17 protein-coding genes, 4 pseudogenes and 2 other annotated features are annotated in these 19,582 nt (G+C 62.6%); of the genes and pseudogenes, 7 read left to right on the plus strand and 14 right to left on the minus strand.

Annotation, left to right across the window (positions count from 1 at the left end; all coding sequences use genetic code 11):
- The 3 genes from czcC to czcN form a co-directional block, all read right to left on the minus strand.
- Complete coding sequence (gene czcC, locus J5T34_RS07245; protein ID WP_004635338.1) at nt 1-1,257, minus strand: heavy metal efflux RND transporter CzcC; 1,257 nt, start codon at nt 1,255-1,257, stop codon at nt 1-3.
- A 75-nt stretch (nt 1,258-1,332) separates the two neighbouring features.
- The gene (gene czcI / locus J5T34_RS07250) at nt 1,333-1,680 is read right to left on the minus strand and encodes a CDF family cobalt-zinc-cadmium transporter CzcI (protein WP_137924345.1); all 348 of its coding nucleotides are present in this window, start codon (nt 1,678-1,680) and stop codon (nt 1,333-1,335) included.
- 314 nt (nt 1,681-1,994) lie between these two features.
- The gene (czcN, locus tag J5T34_RS07255; RefSeq protein WP_020206397.1) at nt 1,995-2,645 is read right to left on the minus strand and encodes a heavy metal efflux RND transporter CzcN; all 651 of its coding nucleotides are present in this window, start codon (nt 2,643-2,645) and stop codon (nt 1,995-1,997) included.
- A 249-nt stretch (nt 2,646-2,894) separates the two neighbouring features.
- Here czcN and J5T34_RS07260 point away from each other — a divergent pair, with 249 nt between their 5' ends.
- Together J5T34_RS07260 and J5T34_RS07265 are read left to right on the plus strand one after the other, a co-directional pair.
- Nucleotides 2,895-3,353 carry an MgtC/SapB family protein gene (locus J5T34_RS07260; RefSeq protein ID WP_004635330.1) on the plus strand — a complete coding sequence of 153 codons (459 nt, stop codon included), beginning with the start codon at nt 2,895-2,897 and terminating at the stop codon, nt 3,351-3,353.
- A gap of 107 nt (nt 3,354-3,460) precedes the next feature.
- Nucleotides 3,461-3,868, plus strand: coding sequence for a hypothetical protein (locus tag J5T34_RS07265; RefSeq protein ID WP_004635327.1), 408 nt, complete (start codon nt 3,461-3,463; stop codon nt 3,866-3,868).
- A gap of 87 nt (nt 3,869-3,955) precedes the next feature.
- Here J5T34_RS07265 and J5T34_RS07270 read toward each other — a convergent pair whose 3' ends face one another.
- Nucleotides 3,956-4,132, minus strand: coding sequence for a hypothetical protein (locus tag J5T34_RS07270; protein WP_004635326.1), 177 nt, complete (start codon nt 4,130-4,132; stop codon nt 3,956-3,958).
- Nucleotides 4,133-4,730: 598 nt separating this feature from the next.
- Here J5T34_RS07270 and J5T34_RS07275 point away from each other — a divergent pair.
- Both J5T34_RS07275 and J5T34_RS07280 read left to right on the plus strand, forming a co-directional pair.
- The gene (locus J5T34_RS07275) at nt 4,731-5,669 is read left to right on the plus strand and encodes a DNA-binding protein (RefSeq protein WP_004635320.1); all 939 of its coding nucleotides are present in this window, start codon (nt 4,731-4,733) and stop codon (nt 5,667-5,669) included.
- Nucleotides 5,666-7,171, plus strand: coding sequence for a tyrosine-type recombinase/integrase (locus tag J5T34_RS07280; RefSeq protein WP_004635319.1), 1,506 nt, complete (start codon nt 5,666-5,668; stop codon nt 7,169-7,171). The genes J5T34_RS07275 and J5T34_RS07280 overlap by 4 nt, the downstream gene beginning before the upstream one ends.
- Before the next feature lie 23 nt (nt 7,172-7,194).
- On the opposite strand, the pseudogene J5T34_RS23905 reads toward J5T34_RS07280, so the two are convergent.
- Nucleotides 7,195-7,371 (minus strand): annotated as a pseudogene (locus J5T34_RS23905) (DoxX family membrane protein); the annotation flags it as partial.
- A 182-nt stretch (nt 7,372-7,553) separates the two neighbouring features.
- Entirely contained in the window at nt 7,554-9,479 is a 1,926-nt protein-coding gene (locus J5T34_RS07290; protein WP_053823089.1) for a cytochrome c/FTR1 family iron permease, read from the minus strand.
- A gap of 417 nt (nt 9,480-9,896) precedes the next feature.
- Between J5T34_RS07290 and J5T34_RS07295 the strand changes: the two genes are divergently transcribed.
- Both J5T34_RS07295 and J5T34_RS07300 read left to right on the plus strand, forming a co-directional pair.
- Nucleotides 9,897-10,469 carry a phosphatase PAP2 family protein gene (locus J5T34_RS07295; RefSeq protein WP_115737191.1) on the plus strand — a complete coding sequence of 191 codons (573 nt, stop codon included), beginning with the start codon at nt 9,897-9,899 and terminating at the stop codon, nt 10,467-10,469.
- 46 nt (nt 10,470-10,515) lie between these two features.
- Nucleotides 10,516-10,995 (plus strand): MAPEG family protein, encoded by a 480-nt coding sequence (locus J5T34_RS07300; protein ID WP_115737192.1) that lies wholly within the window; start codon nt 10,516-10,518, stop codon nt 10,993-10,995.
- Nucleotides 10,996-11,039: 44 nt separating this feature from the next.
- On the opposite strand, the gene J5T34_RS24105 is transcribed toward J5T34_RS07300, so the two are convergent.
- Both J5T34_RS24105 and J5T34_RS07310 read right to left on the minus strand, forming a co-directional pair.
- Entirely contained in the window at nt 11,040-11,306 is a 267-nt protein-coding gene (locus J5T34_RS24105) for a heavy-metal-associated domain-containing protein (protein ID WP_338123553.1), read from the minus strand.
- Nucleotides 11,307-11,487: 181 nt separating this feature from the next.
- Nucleotides 11,488-11,649: pseudogene (locus J5T34_RS07310) on the minus strand (OmpH family outer membrane protein); the annotation flags it as partial.
- A 38-nt stretch (nt 11,650-11,687) separates the two neighbouring features.
- Between J5T34_RS07310 and J5T34_RS07315 the strand changes: the two are divergent.
- Nucleotides 11,688-12,913 (plus strand): IS3 family transposase gene (locus J5T34_RS07315; RefSeq protein ID WP_109842673.1). Its coding sequence is split into 2 segments (ribosomal slippage): nt 11,688-11,973 and nt 11,973-12,913, totalling 1,227 coding nucleotides; the frame shifts between segments, so codons are not numbered across the junction.
- Nucleotides 11,966-12,082: a sequence feature (AL1L pseudoknot), on the plus strand. (Overlaps the previous gene by 117 nt.)
- 40 nt (nt 12,914-12,953) lie before the next feature.
- Here J5T34_RS07315 and J5T34_RS07320 read toward each other — a convergent pair.
- The 6 genes and pseudogenes from J5T34_RS07320 to J5T34_RS07345 form a co-directional block, all read right to left on the minus strand.
- Nucleotides 12,954-13,654: pseudogene (locus J5T34_RS07320) on the minus strand (IS3-like element ISRme15 family transposase); the annotation flags it as partial.
- Nucleotides 13,245-13,361 (minus strand) — a sequence feature (AL1L pseudoknot). It overlaps the preceding pseudogene by 117 nt.
- A gap of 40 nt (nt 13,655-13,694) precedes the next feature.
- Nucleotides 13,695-14,072: pseudogene (locus tag J5T34_RS07325) on the minus strand (OmpH family outer membrane protein); the annotation flags it as partial.
- 680 nt (nt 14,073-14,752) lie between these two features.
- Nucleotides 14,753-15,178, minus strand: a complete 426-nt coding sequence (gene cadR / locus J5T34_RS07330; RefSeq protein ID WP_053821795.1) for a Cd(II)/Pb(II)-responsive transcriptional regulator — start codon at nt 15,176-15,178, stop codon at nt 14,753-14,755.
- A complete protein-coding gene (locus J5T34_RS07335) occupies nt 15,175-16,038 on the minus strand; it encodes a helix-turn-helix transcriptional regulator (protein WP_082371465.1) in 864 nt (287 codons plus the stop codon). Before J5T34_RS07335 ends, cadR begins: the two co-directional genes overlap by 4 nt.
- Complete coding sequence (lspA, locus tag J5T34_RS07340; protein WP_053821794.1) at nt 15,995-16,489, minus strand: signal peptidase II; 495 nt, start codon at nt 16,487-16,489, stop codon at nt 15,995-15,997. The genes J5T34_RS07335 and lspA overlap by 44 nt, the downstream gene beginning before the upstream one ends.
- Nucleotides 16,479-19,514: a heavy metal translocating P-type ATPase gene (locus J5T34_RS07345; RefSeq protein WP_170265910.1), complete on the minus strand. Its 3,036-nt coding sequence runs from the start codon at nt 19,512-19,514 to the stop codon at nt 16,479-16,481. The genes lspA and J5T34_RS07345 overlap by 11 nt, the downstream gene beginning before the upstream one ends.
- Between the last annotated feature and the right edge of the window lie 68 nt (nt 19,515-19,582).

Raw genomic sequence — 19,582 nt, forward strand, 5'->3', positions numbered from 1 at the left:
TTAACGTCCCAGAATGCGATCGATCGTGGTCGCCGCCTGATAGGTTTGTCCAAGCACGCCGAGATAGCGGATGCGTGCCTGGAACAGCGTGCGCTGGGCATCCAGGACGTCCAGATAATTGAACTTGCCGGCCTCGAAGCCAATGGTCGCCGCGTTGAAGGCTTGCTCGGCGCCTGGCAAGACGGTCTGCTTCAGCGTTTGTGCCGAGGCGCGCGATACCGACAGCTGGTTCGATGCCATCAGGAGATTTCGGGTCAGGCTGATGCGATTGGCCAGATATTCATCCTGGGCCTTGTCCGCCTGGCGAATGGCCGAATACAAGTTGCCCTGATTCCGGTCAAAAATCGGCAACGGGATCGCCACACCGATCACCGCCATGTTGCGGTTGGCTTCTGTATCTCGCTTGGCACCCAGACTGACTGTCAGATCCGGATACTGGCGGCTGCGCTCAACGCCCACCAATGCCTGGCGGCGGTCAAGTTCAGCGCGGCTTGCGGCCACCAGCGGTGAGTTTTCCAGCTCCTTCAGAAGGAGTTCAGGCGCCGGCCTGGATGGCAGCGCGTCCAGATTGCCCTGTGCTTCGGTAAACTGCGGCGATGCATTGCCCCACAACGCCGTCAACGCCTGACGGGCGGACTGCAGGCTCGCCGTTGCTTCGGCCAATTCAAGTTCGGCGTTGGCCTGTTCGACACGTGCCTTAGTTTCGTCAACCGGGGAGATCTTGCCGGCCGCGACGCGGCGTGAAGCGGCTTGCGCGCCCCTCGCAGCGATATCCGCGGAGCCAGTTGCCAGCTTGACGCGTTCCTGTGCGATCAAGACGGAAAAAAAGCTCTCGATTACCTGCGCCCGAATGTCACCGCGAACGCCAGCCAGCGTTGCCTGCGCCAGTTCGCGCGTCCTTTCCGCGGCATTGATACGAGCCGAGCGCTTGCCGCCCAGTTCGATGGGGATATTCATCTGGGCGGTGGATGTACGGGTGGATTTCCGCGTGTCCTCGACCAGCGTCTGGAGTTCCGGGTTCGGAATAACCCGGGCCTGCATGATCCCACCTTCTGTGGAATCGAGTTCCTTGGCGGCGGCGGACAGGTTGAAATTGCTTCCTGCCGCCAGCGACAACGCGGCCTCGAGGGTCAACGGTCCCGCCGCTTCCCTTGGGAAGACGGGCACCATGGACGTGCCGGTGTCAGATTGCGCTACGGCAAAGTTTGGGCTGAGAAATGCTACCGCCAGCCCGAGCGGCAGAAATAGTCTTCGCATCGAATTGCACCAAGGTATGTGACCAGGAGAATTCGGCGAGAGACGAAAGGAGAAAAAGAGTCGTCGTCTCGCCGATCAAGCGAGACGCTGCCACTGAGGACGGTCGGGAGCCCTGGCATTCAGAGACGAGAACTCGGACGCATGTTGAGTATCGGTCACTTCTACCCGATTCGCTATCAACACGTCCTGCGTCTGTCCATAGACGAACGGGAGGGAGACCAGATGGCATACCCCGCAGTCTGTATCCACGAATGGCTTTTTCTCGGCATCCGTTTTACCTTCCGGCTGCTGATGACGATGCTCGTGGTGCCCAAGGTGCCAAGTGGCCGTGGCTTTCTCGTGCTGACAATAGCGTGCCGCTGCCGCCCAGGAAAACTGGAACGGCAAAATGAGCAGCACGAAGATCAGAACGAAACGTCGCATTCCTTGGGAGACTGTGCGGGGGGCTTGGGGTTGAAGTACTAACGGCTGGGCCGTCGCCGAAGTTTACATGAATCCTCGATCACCAGCATTAAGAGCAGATTACGATTATCGCTTTCGCCTGCTCGTTTTGGGGTGCCGCTTTCGCCCCTCATCAGTCTTACGCTTGGGGGCGGGCCCATGCTTCCACCGCAAATAGACAGCGAACCCCACATACAGGACGATCAGGCCGACCAGCATCACGAGCATGCTCTCGACAACAGAATCGGAGACGTGAGCGTAGTGCATGGCTGTACGTGTATGCGGAGTTGCCCGCATCAGGCAAGCGTCACGACCGCCCGGAGGACGCCGGCGTCATGGAACAAATCAAACGACTCCACGACCACCGACAGGCCGAGAAACCAGACCGAGTCCGCAATATTGCGTTGAAAGGAAGACACATGGACCGTCCATGTCGACTCCCCCCTATACAGCGACAGACGGGGAAAGAACGCTGGTGTACGGCGTGCGTATTCGGCGAATTCCGGGAAGGCGGAAGCCAGAAAGCGGTCTTCCGTCCGGATGACAGCCGGGTACATCAGCGCAAATGCGAGCGCCAGGACTGCGGTAACCGCCAGCGACTCGGTCATCGCCCCTAGTCCGATAATGCCTAGCAAGTTGCAGACATAGAGCGGATGGCGACACAGTGAATATGGACCCGAGGTCACCAAGGTATTGTTCTTGCGCCCGGAAATGTACAACGCGCACCAGAGCCGCCCGACCGTGGCCAGGCTCACCCCCAACATCCCCAGCGTCAGCAGCAGCGGCGACACCCAGGTACCGTCCCAGCGAGAATGGCCAAAGACCAGACTTGCCAGGACAAACGTTACGACAACACGCCAAACGCCGATGCGGTGGCGTGTCAGGAAATTGTCCAGCGCCCTCGAGAGACCAGCGGGTTGGGACGGGGAGATTGAAGAATCGGTCATGCGGTTCGGGGGCTGGAGGAGAATGTCGCGCACTTCGAGTGGACACACTGGCGCGAAAACGAGCACTAATGGCCGGCATTCTAAGGTTGCCCTTCCGTTGTCAGGCTTTATTGCCGAAATGTAATACGTTGTTAATCTTGCCCCCGGGCCAGCGAATCCGGTTGTGTCATAGCTCGGCAATCTGACAGTCATCTTCTGCGACATAGACTGTCTTGGCCATTTTCAGGACACACCCAGAGACGCTCCGCAATGAACGACATCATCCGCACATTGAGCTCGGAATTCTCCGATCTCGCTAATGCTGCCGAGGCAGTACGTGCCGTCGTTCGAATGACCGTCTCTATCGTTTTGGGGGGCTTGCTGGGGTACGAGCGGGAGAGCTCGGGAAAATCCGCAGGCGTGCGCACTCACATGCTCGTCGCGCTGGGGGCATGCGTTTTTGTCGTGGTTCCCCTCCAGGCGGGCGTGCAGCTTGCCGACATGAGCCGCGTGCTTCAGGGTCTCACGTCAGGCATCGGATTCCTTTGTGCAGGGGCGATCCTGAAGCCGGACAATGAGACACACGTCAGGGGGCTCACAACTGCCGCGAGCATCTGGATTGCTGCCGCGATCGGCGTGGCCGCCGGCATGGGCCATGCGGTGACGGCCATCGTCGCGACTGCCTTCGCACTCATCGTGCTCAGAATCCTTCAAATGTCGAAGAAGTAAGACTCCCACTGCTCCCAAGCCACGTGCAGCGCGAATGCGCCAACTTCAGGTTCGGCCAGCATTTCCCAAACGTATGAGCGCGCTTAACAATACGCAAACTCCATCGCATGAGAATTTACCTGGATTACAACCTGTTTGCGTACCTTCACGAGGGCACGAACCCGGCTCTGCAAGCCAAAGTGAGCGCACTGTCCGATCGACATGAGTTTCCTTGCAGCCCGGCGCACATGGAAGAAATTGCCTCGGCGCTCGCAAGACCTTCGGATACTCCCCCGCTCGATCGGTTAGCGGCCGCTTTCTGCAAAATAGACGATGTTTCTCGAATTAGCCGGAACGTGCAATTGTCTCCGACGACGTTAGGCCCGATGGTTACGAAAGAAGAACAGCCTCTCGAGTGCTTTCTTCGGGTCATGCGGCACTATCGCAAAGAGCCGGTTGTCGAGAAGAACGACTGGTATACGCGGGACTCCGTAAAGAAGGGGTCACTTCAGAAAACGGAAAATATTGCACGCTAAGGCATGGAAGAGGACCACTGCTGTCCCCAGGGGCATTGGCCAGCCGATGGCAAGCAGGTAGAAACCAAAGTCGGGGGACTCCCGTTCTCAGAGATCGGCTAGCAGCAGGTAGGCGCGGTCGAGTTGCCGATGAGCTTCCTGCCGGCGATCCATCGCTTCTAGGGCGAGCAGGAGGTCCTCGGCCAGCTCGAAATCGCTTTCCTGGCATGCCCTTTCGAACACCGCAAAGACCTCTTCATACAACGTGCGCCCCGGAACGCCCATTTGACTAACCTCCGGCGGAAAATCCGATGCTCTCTGCCGACTTGGTCCTGCCACGCCGCAGGGGCTTCTGTCCCCCATGGTTAATATGGACGTTCCCACGGCAGGGAAGGTCAAGCATTTTTCCGGCCGCGGGCCGACCTATGGTTCGCAAGCCGCCGCGCGAGACGGTTAGTGCTCGCCCCCTACAGTTCGTCCAGCGACTAGTTACCCGCACCCGGGCGCAGCCGCACTACCAGCATCGCCGCCCACTGGATATGCGGCCAGGCCAGCGAATAGACGAATGTCTGGATCAGGGGTCCCCTTGATTTCGCCGCAATTTACCGGGGTAGCCACCCGTAGCAGCCATGCGGGTTCCAGGGTGATGCCCACCCTAAAACCCTAGTCAAATCAGTCACTTGCTGACTGGTCCTTTTCCCCTTGGTTTTGGAACGTTGACCGCCCCCGCCGCGCGGCCAAGCGCGCCCTGTGGCTGGAAGCCATTGTTTCCGCAAGATAACTAGATTTATCCGTCTTTGGTTTTCCCAAGCAACACATAAATGGCTTTTCTAACGTTAGGTATGTGCGTAAGATAGGCTGAAATGCGCCTCCGGAAACTGCCATGCCCCGCCTCGCCGCCACCCCCGACCAGATCCGCGCCACCGTGCTGGCCATGCTCACCGAGGCCGGCGACGCGGCGCCGCCCACGGCCGCACGCTTTCGCCGCGTGGTGTCGGTGCGCAAGCTGCGTGACCGCCTGGGCGGCGGTGACCCTGCAACGCTGTCGCGTACGCTCAACGCGATCGAGGCCGAGGTGGTGCGCTCGGGCCTGGCCGACCTCGCCCTGCCCGAGATTCCGGTCGAGATCGCCGAAGCGATGCGCGCGCTGTGGCAGGCCGCGGTCGCGGTGCAGCTCGACGACGTGGTGCGCCTGAAGCGCGAGGCGCAAGCCACAGCCGACACCGCCGAGGCCGCCCGCGCCGAGGCCGAACTGCGGGTCGAGCTGCTGCGGGCCGAACTGAGCGAGGTGCGCGGCCAGCTCGCCGCGCGCGACACCGCGCTGGCCGTAGCGTGCGCCGCCCAGGCGGCGGCGTGCGCGCGCGCCGATGAGCAAGCCGCACGCCGGGGCGAGCTCGAGGCGGCGCTGGCGACCGCCCAGGAGCGCGCCACGGCGGGCGAGCGCACCCACACCGAGGCGATCGCCACCACCCAGGCGCGCTACGAGGCGCTGTCGAAGCAGCTCCTGCAGGAAACCGCGCACCAGCGCGACGCGGTGCGGGCCGAGCGCGCGCAACTGGCCTCCCAACTCAAATTCGCCGAGCGGCGCATCGCCGCGCTGGAAGACGAGCGCGCACGACTCGACGCCGACCTGGCCAGCGAGCGGGCCGCGCGCCAGACCGCCGCGGGCGAGGCGAGCGCACTCAAGGCCGTCACCGCCAGCCAGCGCGCCCAGCTCGACGAGCTGCTGCGTGCGACCCTGGCCGCGGCGCCACCAGCGGCCAAGACGCGCGTGCCCAGATCGACGGGCAAGGCGGCCGCCAAGCGGACCGCCCAGTCATGAAGCCGGCCGACTGGATCGATACGGGCGCGGTGCCGCCGCGCCCACTGCCGGCCACCGTCGCGGCGGCCCTCGCCTACCTGGCGGAGGCACTCGGGCACCCGGTCTACGCGCACTGGACGCTGGCGCGCGTCAAGCGCCGCTATGGCTCGCTGGCCGACGCCAAGGCCGCGCAGCCGACCGTGCTCAAGCTGCTGCTGGCGCACGATGGGGCAGTCGAATACTGGGAGCGCGGGCGCCTGCGCACGGTGACGGCGGATCTGGCGCCCCGCCCGGAGACGGTCCTCGCGCGGCTGCTGCACACGCACCGGCGCCGCATCCGGTCCACCGCCGCCTTAGCGAGCGAAGCAACGGTGCCGACCGCCGCGGAAGCGAGGGGAGCTGTCGCGGCGAACCCGTGGCTGGCCGCTTACGGCCCTGCTGACCACGCGTGGCTCACGCGCGCCGGCCGCTTCGCCCAGCCGCACGCGGCGGCCAACACGCTCGGCGCCGCCGACGATGCACAGGCGCTGGCGCTCTTCCTGCGCGACCGAACCGGGCGCTCGCCCCACACGTTGCGCGCCTATGGCGCCGAACTGCGCCGCCTGATGCGCTGGTGCGGCGCGCACGAGCTTGGGCCGCTCTCGGACCTCACGCGCCAGCGGTTGCTCGGCTACCGGCACGCGCTGCAGCACGGGGAGACCGGCAGGGAGGACGCCGCGCCGCCCTTGTCAGAAGCGACCCGCACGCGCGCGCTGGCGGTGGTGGCAAGCCTCTACGGCTACTGGTACGACACCGGCTACTTGCATGCCAATCCGGCCGCGGGCCTGTCCGCCGGCAGCCGCACCCGGGCCGGCTTCGCGCCGACGCGGCTGATCCCGCCAGCGCTGCTGGCCGCGTGCGATGCCTGGCTTGAGGCGCCGGAGTTTGCCGCCGCCAACACGACCAACACGCTGGCGGCGCAGCGGCGGCGCGCGATTTGGGCGCTGTATCGTTACGCCGGCGTGCGCCTGGCGGAACTGGCCTGGTCGACAGAGATCGCACTGCCCCGCCTGGAGGCCGAGGCGCCCGGGCGGTGGACGCTCTATGTCTGCGGCAAGGGGCGCAAGGCACGGGCCATTCCGCTGCCGGTGCCGTGCGTGACGGTATTGCGCGCCTACCGACAAGCACGCGGCCTGCCGTCCGAGCCGCCGGCGCACGAGGCGCTGCCTGTAATCCACGGCAACAAGGGCGAAGCGCTACAGTCGGCAGGCCTGTACCGGGAGGTCAAGGCGATCTTTGCGGCCGTGGCCGATGGTCTGCAGGCGCGCGAGCCGGCGCAGGCGCTCTTACTGCGCGCGGCCTCCCCGCACTGGCTGCGCCATGCCTATGCGCGCACACTGGTGGTCGACCACCAGGTGCCGCTGCCGGCCGCCCAGGCGCTGCTCGGCCACGCCTCGGTGCAGACCACGGCGGCCTATGCCAGGACCGACCTGACGCAGTTGCGGGCCTTTGTCGATGCCACGTTTGCGGATGATGGGCCGTAGCGACAGCGCGCGTTGCCTTGTCGCATCGCCACGGCGCGGGTCGCCAGTCCCAGCAACAGCAAAGCTGGGGCGGTCAGCTCGATTGACACCGCCAGGCAGGCCGCAGACTCCGAGGGCACCAGCGGCACCCGGTAGTCCTCGCGGAACAGGTCGAGGGCGGCATTCCAATTGGCCAGCTTGGCGATCGCCGAGTTCCAGAAGGTTGGCTTTTTCTCAGCCCGCACAGCACGACAGTTGCGTGACATCCTTGGCAGCCCTACATGTCCATGCCGTCCATCGATCCTGCCGCGAATGGAAGGTAGTCGCAAAAAGTCCGCCACATTTGGGCCAAATCGCTGACTTTGAAATGGTCGACGAACAAAGCTTCGCGCCTGACAGGGGCTCACACCCTCGCGGTACGTTGCGATCGCAAGTTATAGGTCACGCTGGCAACGATGATGAGGAGAATAGCCACTTGCGCGGCAATGGTTTGCACAGAGGGGTAAACGCCCAAGACATCGATACGCGGCATAGAGAGCGGCGTCACTTGCAACAGGCCAACTTTCTGCAGTGCCGCCACGCCCTTGCCAATCAGGACCACGGCAAGCACGCCAACCAAGGCGGAGCTGAACGCGAAAAATTGTCGAATCGGCAAACGCGCCGTCGATCGCAGGAGCAGAAACGCAATCACTGCCAGCACAGCAATACCGCAACCGAGTCCCGCGAGCATGTAGGCACCGTTGCCATCGGACCACAGGGCCGCGTAGAAGAGCACGGTCTCAAATACTTCCCGGTAGACCGTGACGAACGATAGCAGGAAGAGCATAAACGCCGATTTCCTGTTCAATGCCGACGACAGCTTTTCCTTCACGTACGATTGCCAGCGTCCCGCCAGACTCTTCTGGTGCATCCACATGCCGACGCCGAGTAGGACGACCGCCGCGAAGACCGCGGAGAAGCCTTCGGTCATTTCGCGACTAGCGCCGCTCAGATCAACGACGTAGGTAGCTACCGCCCACGTCAATCCACCGGCTCCCAGCGCAGTGACCCAACCCGCGTGAACGTAGGGAAGGACGTCAGTGCGATTGGCCTTCTTGAGGAACGCCAGCATGGCTACGACTACCAACAGCGCTTCAAGCCCTTCACGAAGCAGGATCGTAAAGGCGCCAAGGAAGGTCGAGAATGCGTCATTGGCGCCTGCGAGCGCTTCCTGCGCCTCGTCCAGCCTTGACTGCAGTTGCGCTGCGATGTCATGCGCGCGCTCTGCCTGGCCATTCGCGACGGCATTTCGATAGAGTCCCATCGTCTTCTCGATGTCCAGGAAGAGAGCCTGGTTCTTGGCAGCCAACGCAGGCTCAACTGGTTCGAACCCATCAAGATATGCGGACAAAGCCAGTTGCGATGCGGCCCGCGTGTCTCCCTTGTCAAGCGCAGTGACACTTTCCTTCAGCTTTTCCTTGGCGATTGAGAGACTATCGGTGGTCGATGCGGCCAGTACGTCCGGTGAGCTTCGCAGGTATGCAAGACCATCACGAGAGGTCTGTGCACCCACGAATTTAGCAAGTGCCGCCTCCGAGGTCTGGCTAAGCTTGTCGAGCGTGGGAACCGCCGCGCGCAGCCCCGGTTCAGCAGTCCAAAGCTTGGCGCCCGCCTGGCGGTCAGTATCTGAATAAGACAGCGTCGAAGCAAAATAGGCCAGAGCCCATCGGTCGTCTTCGGAGAGATGGGCAAAGCCCGGCATCGATGTTCCCTCCACGCCGCGCGTGATGATCTGTTGCAAGGCAAAGACGCTGCGTTCCTGCGCGCGCGCGTGGTCGGCCAGCGCAATCGGGGGCGGGTTGAGTTTCGCTGCGAGGGGGCCGTCCGCGTTACCGGATACGCCGTGGCAGGACGCACAATGGCTTTGATAGAGCTTCGCCCCGTTCTGCAAATCAGGCGCCTTGCTTGGTGCCATAGGAACCGGATAGGCTGTGAGGACGCCGCTGGCCAACTTCCGAGCCAGTTCGGCGACAGTTTCTGGCGAGGCCTTCGCTGCGATGGACAAACGCAATGCGCCAGCTTCCTTGCCTAGTTGTTCGGAGGCGGGTCCTGGCGGCAATTCGCCTAGCTGTCGCGCGACCGTCTGCGCGAACTCTTGCATCTCGGCATATTCAGCCTCATTGGTGATGCGGCCATCGTTGACTGAACCGCCATAGTCAACGGCAAGGTAGTCCAGCAATTGCCAGACTTGCTTGGCCTTGTCTTGCGTGGATAGAGGCTCGGCCAAAGCCGTCGAGACGGATAGCGCCAAGGAGACTAGAACGAGGGAGAGGATGCGCAGGGCTTGCATGAGGAACACGCCGGGCGGGCGGCAGTTTTCGCGGACAAATGCGAATGATTGTAATTCATATCGTTTGCGCGAGCGACCCATCTTGGTGATGGAAGTATGGGGAATCGCGCTTGACTCTATAGCCGCTAGAGGGCGTAGAAATAACAACGTTAGTCAATACTGGCGACCTACTTTGAGTCAGCGCAACACAAACCGATGGGGACTTCCGGCGGATTGCTCGTATGGGGTCGAGCCAAGTGCAGCCGCGTGCAAGATGCGGGAGGGTGCAATGCGCTTACGTGAGGTGCGCACAACTTCGGGCGACCCTCCGCCTCGGCTTTCAGGCGTTCGCACGATTGCGAACAATAGAACCCAACGCTCCCATATCGCGAGTCCTTACCGTATGGTGGGATGCGAGGGGCGGAGGATGGTGATCCGATGAGTTGGGCACTTGTTCTCTACGACTGGAGCGGCTGGAATCGAGAGATCTTCCTACTGGTCAATGAAGGCACGCCGGCAATGTTCTTGCCTTTGGCCAAGCTGTTTAGCTACCTATTGGGCAACTATTGGACCGCGCCTGTTGTCATGGGAGGCTTTTGGGTCTGGTCAAGAACAACCTCGGATGTAGATCGTTCGTTGGAGCTACAGGCTCACTTGGCACGATTTGTAGTCGCATTCGGTATGGCATTTGCTGTAGTTGGAGCATCAAAGTTTCTCTTCGATTTCCCGCGGCCGGCTGCCGTGTTCGGTCACCTGTGGCATTCAATCGGTTCAATTGAGACGCACTACAGTCTTCCGAGTGGACATTCCACGTACGCCGCTCTGGTTGCTGGTGGGTTATGGCCAATGGTCCGCGCCCACTGGCGACCGGCTCTACTTACCTATGTCGCGCTAGTCGGCTGGTCACGTTTGGCCACAGGGATGCACTTCCCGGCGGACGTCTTGGCGGGCTGGTTAGTAGCGCTCGGCAGTTTGGCTCTTTCGAGCCGGTTATTGAAGGGGGCTGCTTAACGTACCAAGGATCGTCGTGCCGGGGTAACAGGCGAGGAGTGCAACCATGCCATGGAGTCTGCAACAACGTCGCATCGTACGCGATTCGATGCTTGCCTGCTTAGTTTGCGCGGTAGTTCTTGGCGCGGGTTATATCTGGCTTCCCCCCGCTCTGTTCGGCCTCGATGGACAGCTTGGTATTGGCGACCGTGTCGCGTTTGCGCTCAAGGCCGATCTCCCTGTTTTCCTATGGTTAGCAGATTGCGTGAGAGCCGTAAGCAAGGGACGCTTTTTATCGCAAGCCGATATCCAGGGCTCGGCGTTTTCGCGTCCTAGTCCCGCTATTGAGCTGCGCGTGGCGGTGCTACAGAACTCGCTCGAACAGACCGTACTGGCGGTAGGCGCGCATTTGATTCTTGCGACAGTGCTGTATGGCGCCGAACTTAGGCTGATGCCGATTCTGGTGAGCTTGTATCTGCTCGGTCGTATCACGTTCGCGGTTGGCTATGCGCGGCATCCTACCGGTCGGCTTTTGGGATGGCGATGACTGGGATTTCGACCGTTGTGGTGCCTACACGCTTGCGGTGGCTCTCATTCTCTCGGGGCGCTGAAGGAGGGGGGCCGTTTCATCGGACAGATCAGGCCCCTGCCTCGCGTTCGACCGTGGCATGCATGCCGTAACGGATTTGGTAGACGGTATTGCACCTCCAGCCGGCGGTTCATCAGGTCAAAGTCGAGTCGTTCTATCCCCTCCACCTTGCCCAGGCGCTTGCGAATCAGGGCTTCCTCGGTGGGGCAGTCCATGTTGGTGATCAGGAACTGCGTGGTGTTGCCCGTGGCTGCAGGGACGAGCGAGATGGCAGTGCCGCAGGGACCTCAGCCGGCCTCGATGGAATGAACCCAGCATTGCACCATGTCAGACAAAGTGGATGATGCTTCTATGCCTTGAAGGGTCACATCGCGTGAGTGAACATGAATTACCTACAGAGCGGGGCCAAGCATCTCCGCGCAGCCTGCTGCGACCTCCCATGAAGGTTTCCTACTTGCTGCTGGCGTCCAGCGCTTTCATGACGTCTTCAGTGATGTCAATGCGCGGATTCACATAGACTGCCTGTATGACAAGGTCGTACCCGCGCTGCTCGGCAAGCTGGCGAATCGCCTGCTGGGCGCGCTCTTGCACCCGTGCCAGTGAACCGCCCCGGAAAATCTGGAGGCTCCATTCCTTGAGAAGATGGAGCTATGAGCAGAGCAAGCAAGTTCTCCCCGGAAGTCCGGGAACGGTCGGTGAAGATGGTGCTGGAGCACCAAGACGAGTACGAGTCGCAGTGGGCGGCGATCGTGTCGGTGGCGGCCAAGGTTGGCTGCACGGCCGAGACGCTGCGAGGCTGGCTTCGCCAGCACGAGCGCGACACGGGCAAGCGTGACGGCGTAACGACGGCCGAGAAGGAGCGCATCAGGGCGCTCGAACGCGAGGTGCGCGAGCTGCGCCAGGCCAACGAGATCCTACGCAAGGCGTCGGCGTATTTTGCCCAGGCGGAGCTCGACCGCCCCTTCAAACGATGAAGCGATTCGTCGATGAGCAGCGAGACGTTCACGGGGTCGAGCCGATCTGCAAGGTGCTGCAGATCGCCCCGTCGACGTACTACGCGCATGCGGCCAGGCAGGCCGATCCGGAGCTGCGATCGCAGCGGGTGAAGACCGACGAGATACTGATACCCGAGGTGCAGCGCGTGTGGGACGACAACTACCAGGTCTACGGGGTACGCAAGGTCTGGCGGCAGCTGCGGCGCGAGCGAGTCGACGTTGCGCGCTGTACCGTGCAGCGGCTGATGAAGCGGCTTGGGCTGAGGGGCGTTGTTCGAGGCAAGGCCGTGCGCACGACGGTGAGCGATCCGAAGGCGCCGTGCCCGCTCGATCACGTGAAGCGGCAATTCAAGGCCGATCGGCCGAACGCGCTGTGGGTCAGCGACTTCACGTACGTCTCGACTTGGCAAGGATGGGTCTACGTCGCTTTCGTCATCGACGTGTTCGCCCGTCGCATCGTGGGCTGGAAGGCCTCCTGCTCGATGCAGACGGACTTCGTGCTCGACGCGCTCGAGCAGGCGTTGTACGCGAGGAAGCCGGTCGGCCCGGATCGCCTGATCCACCACAGCGACCGAGGCGTCCAGTACGTGTCGATCCGATACACCGAGCGGCTGGCCGAGGCGGGCCTGGAGCCCTCTGTGGGCAGCGTGGGCGACTCGTTCGACAACGCACTGGCCGAGACCATCAACGGCCTCTACAAGGCCGAGGTGATCCATCGGAAGTCATCCTGGCGCACGCGCGACGAAGTCGAGTGGGCCACGCTCCATTGGGTCGACTGGTTCAACAACCGCCGATTGCTTGAACCGATCGGTAATATCCCGCCGGCCGAAGCCGAAGCCAACTACTATTCGCAACCCAACGAGTCCGTCATGTCGGCGTGACTCAACCCAAGGAGTCTCCGGGAAACCCGGGGCGGTTCAGGTTGACGCGATCCACCGGGCGACTGGCGGCGTCGTCAGCGATGGTCGTTCGCAGCCGCTTGCCGCGCCGCACACCTTGCAGTCCCTGGGCGCGCATCAATCGCTCGACCGTGCAGCGGGCAACCGTCACGCCCTCGCGGTTCAGTTGCCGCCAGACCTTGTCGGCGCCGTAGACGCGATGGTTCTCCTGCCACACTCGCTGGACTTGCGGCATGAGCCGTTCATCACGACGCGCACGGTCGCTGCGCCGTGACGGATCACGCAGCCGTGCGGCATGGCGCCGATAGGCCGACGAGGCAACCTGCAACACCTTGCAGATCGGCTCGACCCCGTAAACCTCCCGGTGCCGGTCGATGTAGGTGTTTACGACTTCAGCTTGCGGTCGAGCTCCGCCTGCGCGAAAAAAGCGCTGGCAGTGCGCAGGATGTCGTTGGCGCGGCGCAGCTCTCGGTTCTCCCGCTCCAACTCCTTGATGCGTTCTCGCTCGCTGGTGGTGACGCCTTCGCGCTGTCCGCTGTCGACTTCGTGGCGCTTGACCCAGGTCAGCAGCGTCTGCGCCGAGCAGCCGATCTTGGGCGCGATGGACTCGACCGCCACCCACAGCGACGGGTACTCGCCGCGCGACTCCTGCACCAGGCGCACGGCGCGCTCGCGCACTTCCGGGGAAAACTTGTTTGCGTTGTTCTTGCTCATGGCTCGCATTCTCTCAAGAGTGAGAGCCTCCGCAAAACCCGGGGCGATTCAGTTCCTCGTTGCGGCGCTGTTGCAAGTCCTCTCGGAATCCACGCTGCTTGCGCTGGAATTCGTGGGTCAGCTCGGCCACTTCGTGCTGGCGGCGCTGATGGTCAAGATCTGTGAGCACGGCCGCTTCCTTCTCGAGCTTGTCAGCCAAGGCCCTGGTCTTCCGGTCCATGTCCTGCAGTTCACGGTCGCGCGTGGAAAACTCCTGTGCAAGCCTGTTGTGGGCCTGCTTGGCTGGCAACGAGTCCGGCAGAATAAGTTCGGAATTGACTACGGCAATGCGCGCTGGCTGCGCTAGCACCGGTCCTACCGCGCACAGCATGGCGGCGGACAGCGCCGCCGCTATCAGAGTTTTCGGATGTGGGGTTGGCGTTTGCATGAGCGACGGAGCCGTACCTTTTGTGAGTGTATGGCGGTTACCGGTTACTTCTCGGAGTGGCGTTTGGCATGCAGAAATTCATGGGCTCGAGTGTAGTGAAATCGAAGATGTTGCAGCACATTGGATCGGTCGGCTTGGATCCCGCGCTCGGCAGGTTATAGAGCAGTGCCGAGGCATGCCCCAATGATATGGCCGGTCGCCTTTAGCCCAGCGCCTCTCATTGGCAGCCTGTCAGCTGATATGTCGGTGCGATTTGACACCATGTAGTGGCTACAGGGTCAAGACAAGGCTGCACGCATATATGCCGCCTGCTACGAACAAAGCACCCGCGCCGCACTTCAGGAGAAAAGTTCGGCAAACGCGTAGCGTTTTCCTTGACCCTATGGCAGCTACACAGTGCTAGATGAAGCACTAGAAGGGGCTAGCCCAAACTGGCGTGGACCTTGTTGGCTGGTCGCGTCTGGTCGCAGGCATGCATTTCCCGGCAGACGTTTTGGCGGCTTGGGAGGCGCACTTGGGAGTCTGTGCCTTTCTGCGGGGCTATGGCAGAGGCTGCCTTGCGCGTCGGGAACGCTTCCGCCTGCGCTGTTTGGGGTGGCGCACATGCCGCTTAGCGCCGGCGACAGGAAAGCGTTCGCTGAAGGCGGATCTGCCTGTAGTCCTTCGTGGGATCCGCGTCCCTACTCTTCTCCCAACAGCTGTGGTGTCTGATGGGCTGTTTTCGTAAGGCCCTCCAGAATGCCGCAGTCCTTGGCCTCTCGCGACAGACCGCATTGACTGCGCAATTGCTTCAGGTCACGTTCCAATGCCATCAACTCTTGTATGCGGCGCGCCACGTGTCGAATGTGGCCTTCTAGCAGGACGTTGACCTCTCCACAGTCCTCGTGGGGCGCATCCTTGAGACGCAGCAAGGACCGAATCTCGTTCAGGGTCATGTCCAACGAGCGGCAATGGCGGATGAACGCCAACCGCTCAAGGTGCTGGGAAGCGTAGAGTCGGTAGTTTCCAGAGGAACGAGCCGGCGCCGGCAGTAAGCCTTCATGCTCGTAGAAGCGAATAGTCTCCACCGTGGTGCCGGCGGTTTGAGCAAGTTTGCCGATCTTCATGCTTTTCCCCTTTGTTGGGCTCCTGTCTGACGCCCTCCATGCCGGATGGTGTCGACAAATTCAAGTCCGTGCAGTGTGAATGGAGGTTTGGACTGTGCCGTACAGACAATCCGAGCGCCACGCAGCGGCGCTGGCCGGACTCCGAATGTGGACACGAAGGTGCGCGTCAGGTGCGCGCTGTCGGCGAAGCCGGCGAGATGAGCAGCCTCGGTGAGCGTACAACCATCGGAGAGGGTGCGCACCGCACGCTGCAGGCGCAACCAACGCACGTACGCCCGGAACGACAGTCCGCTCGCCTCCGCGAACCAATGCATGAAACGGGAGGACGACAGGCCTACGGCGTCGGCGGCATGTGCGACATGCACGGGTCCCTCCAGCGACGTTTCCAGCCACTGGAGGACCGCAGCCCAACGCGAAGCCTCCGTGGCAGGTTGTGACACATTCGCTGTTTCAGACGGCATTGCGCCTCGCAGCCAGCGGTCCAGCTCATGTTCCAGCATATCCGCCTGCACGGGGCTCGGCGCCATCGTGGCTGCGGGCCGACGGCCAGTAGGGCAAACGCTGTGCATGGTCGGGTCGAGAAACACCATGCGCACCGGGCCGGCCGCTACGAGACGATGCGGCACCCCGGCCGCAAGAAAATGTCCCGGGGCCTGCAATCCGCCCCAGGCCCCTTCGAGGAGCAACATCCCCTGTTTGCTCCATGCCAACTGAGCTGCTTGATGTCGGTGCAACCGACCGGCCTCTATCGGTCCGATGTAAATGGCCCAGCCGCGGCCGATGGTCAGCAGCGGCTGCCTGTCGGATGCTTCGTGTTCATCCGCGGGCTGGGCGTGCCTGCATTCTGCCGAAGAGCTCATGGAACACGATCAAGGCAGCACCGAGTGTGATGCCGATGTCAGCCACATTGAAGGCCGGCCAATGGTACGAACCCCAATGAAGATCGATCCAGTCGACCACCGCTCCGCGTGCGACCCGGTCGATCATATTGGCCAACGCGCCGCCCAAGATCAGTCCGTAGCTGATCCGCTCGGTATCGGTGGTACCAGTACGCCGAATCATGTACACAAGGAACGCGGAGGCCGCCAAGGCAATTCCAATGAAAAAATATCGCTGCCAGCCCCCCGCGCCGTGCAGAAAACTGAAGGCGGCACCTCGGTTCAGCACATGCACGACGTTGAGGACGGGCAGCCAGTCGAGGCTTGCACCGTAGTCGACCCAGGCCACGATGGCTACTTTCGTCCCGATATCCATCGCCACGATAAGGGCCGCCAATACGAAACCCAGGCCAATGCTGCGATCAGCCCGCATGGTGGTCACTCTCAGTGGAGGGGCTGGTCCCCAGCAGGCGCAGTCCGTTGAACACCACGGCCAGGCTTGCGCCCATGTCGGCAAGAATCGCGAGCCACAGGCTGGCATGGCCGGTGAAGGCCAGCACCATGAAGACCGCCTTGGTACCGATCGCGAAGGCGATGTTTGCCTTCAGCACGCCACCCACCCGGCGCGACAGCTTGATGAACTCAGGCAGCTTGCGCAGGTCGTCCTGCATCAGCGCCACGTCGGCGGTCTCGATCGCGGTGTCGGTGCCAGCAGCGCCCATCGCAAAGCCGATGTTCGATTTGGCCAGCGCGGGCGCATCGTTGACGCCATCCCCGACCATGCCTACCGGCGCCTTCGCGCCAAGCTCTGCGATCGCAGCCAACTTGTCGTGCGGCAGCAGGTCGCCGCGCGCGTCGGTGATGCCCACCTGGGCGGCCACCGCTTCCGCGGTCTTGCGGTTGTCGCCGGTAAGCATCACCGGCTCTACGCCCAACTGCTTGAGCGCCGCTACCGCACGCTTGCTGCTGTCCCGGACCGTGTCGGCAACTGCCAGGACACCCAGTGCCTGCTTATCGGTGGCAAGCACCACTGCTGTCTTGGCCTGCGCTTCCAGGCTCTCCAGCAGCTTGCGGACCTGCTCGCTGGCCACGCCAAGCTCATTTGCCAGGCGGTGGTTGCCGACGTAGTAGGTCTGGCCGTCGATGTCGCCCTTGACGCCACGGCCAGCCAGAGCCTCGAAGCGTTGCACTGAGGCGTGCGGCTTGTCGCCGTAGGCGTTGACGATAGCTGTGGCCACTGGATGTTCGGACAACGCATCCAGGCTGGCGGCAATGCGCAGCACTTCCGTCTCCGAGAGCGCGCCCGTCGGTACCGTATCGGTCAGCGCCGGGCGGCCGTGCGTAAGGGTGCCAGTCTTGTCCAGTGCCACCGCGCGCAGCAGACGCCCTTGCTCCAGGTACAGGCCACCCTTGACGAGGATGCCACGCCGCGCGGCCGCAGCCAGGCCGCTGACGACCGTCACCGGTGTCGAGATCACCAGGGCGCAGGGACAAGCAATCACCAGCATCACCAGCGCCTTGTAGACCCATTCGAACCAAGGCGCCCCAAAGAACAGCGGCGGGATCACGGCAATGGCGATCGCCAGCGCAAAGACAGAGGGGGTATAGACGCTCGCGAAACGATCAACGAAACGCTGCGTCGGCGCGCGCTGGCCTTGGGCTTCCTGGACCGAGCGCGCGATACGGTCGAGCGTGGTCTCTCCCTTGCGCGAGTGCACTTCGAATTCCAATGTGCCGCGCTCATTGATCGTGCCCGCGAACACCGTGTCGCCGGGGTTCTTTTCCACGGGCATGCTTTCGCCGGTGATGGGCGCCTGGTTGATGGCTGATGCGCCCGACACCACGACCCCATCCAAGGCGATACGTTCGCCGGGACGAACGCGCACGACGGCTCCAAGCGGCACTGTCTCGGCCTTGACCTCTTGCCAGCGACCGTCGTCCTGGCGGACGAGTGCGGTTTCCGGCGCCAGGTCCATCAGCTTGCGAATCGCGTTGCGCGCCCGGTCCAGGCTTAGCGCTTCGATCATCTCCGCGATGGCGAACAGCCAGATCACCACGGCGGCTTCCGGCCACTGGCCGATCAAAGCGGCACCGATGACGGCAATCGTCATCAGGAGGTTCATGTTCAGTGACAGCGTGCGCAGCGCGATCCAGCCTTTCTTCAGGGTCTCGATACCGCCCAACGCAATGGCCGCCAGCGACGCGGCCACCACCGGCCATGCCGATTCACCCATCCCGGCGAATGTGAGGACTTCCGCGCCAACCGCCAGCACGCCGGCGGCCCCCATGCGCAGCCACTCCGCCTTCGAAATGCCGGTGCCAAAGTCCCTCGTGACTGCGGGGGCAGGCCGACTATGGTCGCGCAGCACCGGCTGCATGCCAAGTCGCTCAATGGCCGCTGTGATTGGCACCTCGTCCTTCAGCGAATGGCTGACGGTCAGGGTCCGGCTCATCAGGTTGAACTGCAGGCTGCTGACACCCGGCATGCCTTCCAACGCCTTGCGCAGCAGCGCCTCTTCGGTCGGGCAGTCCATCTTTTCGATCAAGTAGGTGGCTCGTCCCTTGGAACTTGCCCCTGCCTCGCGCTCGACCGTGGCATGCATGCCGATCTCGCGCAGTGCGCCGAGGACCGGTGCCGGATCGGGCAGGCGGTGTTGCACCTCCAGTCGGCGATTCATCAGGTCGAAGTCGAGGCGTTCGATGCCCTCCACCTTGCCTAGGCGCTTGCGGATCAAAGCTTCCTCGGTGGGGCAGTCCATGTTTGTGATCAGGAACTGCGTGGTATTGCCCGTGGCTGCAGGGACGAAGGAGACGGGGGGCGTGCCGCAGGGACCGCAGGCAGTCTCCGTTGTCGCTGCGCAATTCGCGCCCGGAGGAGTTGTGTCTTCGCCCAGCCTTGCCTGCATGCCGATCGATTGCAACGCCGTCAGCAGGGGTTCCACCGAGGACAAGGTGTGGACGACAGACAGCTGGCGTGCGGGTAGGTCGAACTCGAGCGACCGGACGCCGGCCAACGGCTCCAGCCGCGCGCGGATCGCCGCCTCTTCGGAGCGGCAATCCATGTTTGGAATCGTGAATGTGTCTTTTGACTCTTCTAACGCAGCGCTCTGGCTGCCGGCGCAGGATCCAGCGCACGCGGATCCGCAAGCGGCGTTGCCCGCGGCTTCGCCGTCGTCCTCCATCGATGCTTGCATGCCGATCTCATGGAGGGCCTCCAGCAACGGCCCCGGGTTCGGTAGCCCATGCCGGACGGTGAGGCGGCGCTGGGGAAGGTCGAACGAAAGGGACTCTACCGCTGGCAATTTGGCAAGCCGTGCACGGATTGCCGCTTCTTCGTTGCGGCAATCCATGTTGGGAATGCGGAAGACGGATGTCGCGCCGTTCAGGTCCTCCGCCTTCTTCCTTTCTTGAGTTGATCTCGCATCACTTTCGGCATGGGCTTGGTCGAGTTTCATCATTCGCCTCTTTCTGTATATGTCAGAATTTCACACCCTAAAGTAGATACAGAGTCAAGGGCTCTGCCTCC

The sequence above is a fragment of the Cupriavidus gilardii genome, assembly GCF_017598945.1.
GTDB lineage: Bacteria > Pseudomonadota > Gammaproteobacteria > Burkholderiales > Burkholderiaceae > Cupriavidus > Cupriavidus gilardii_E.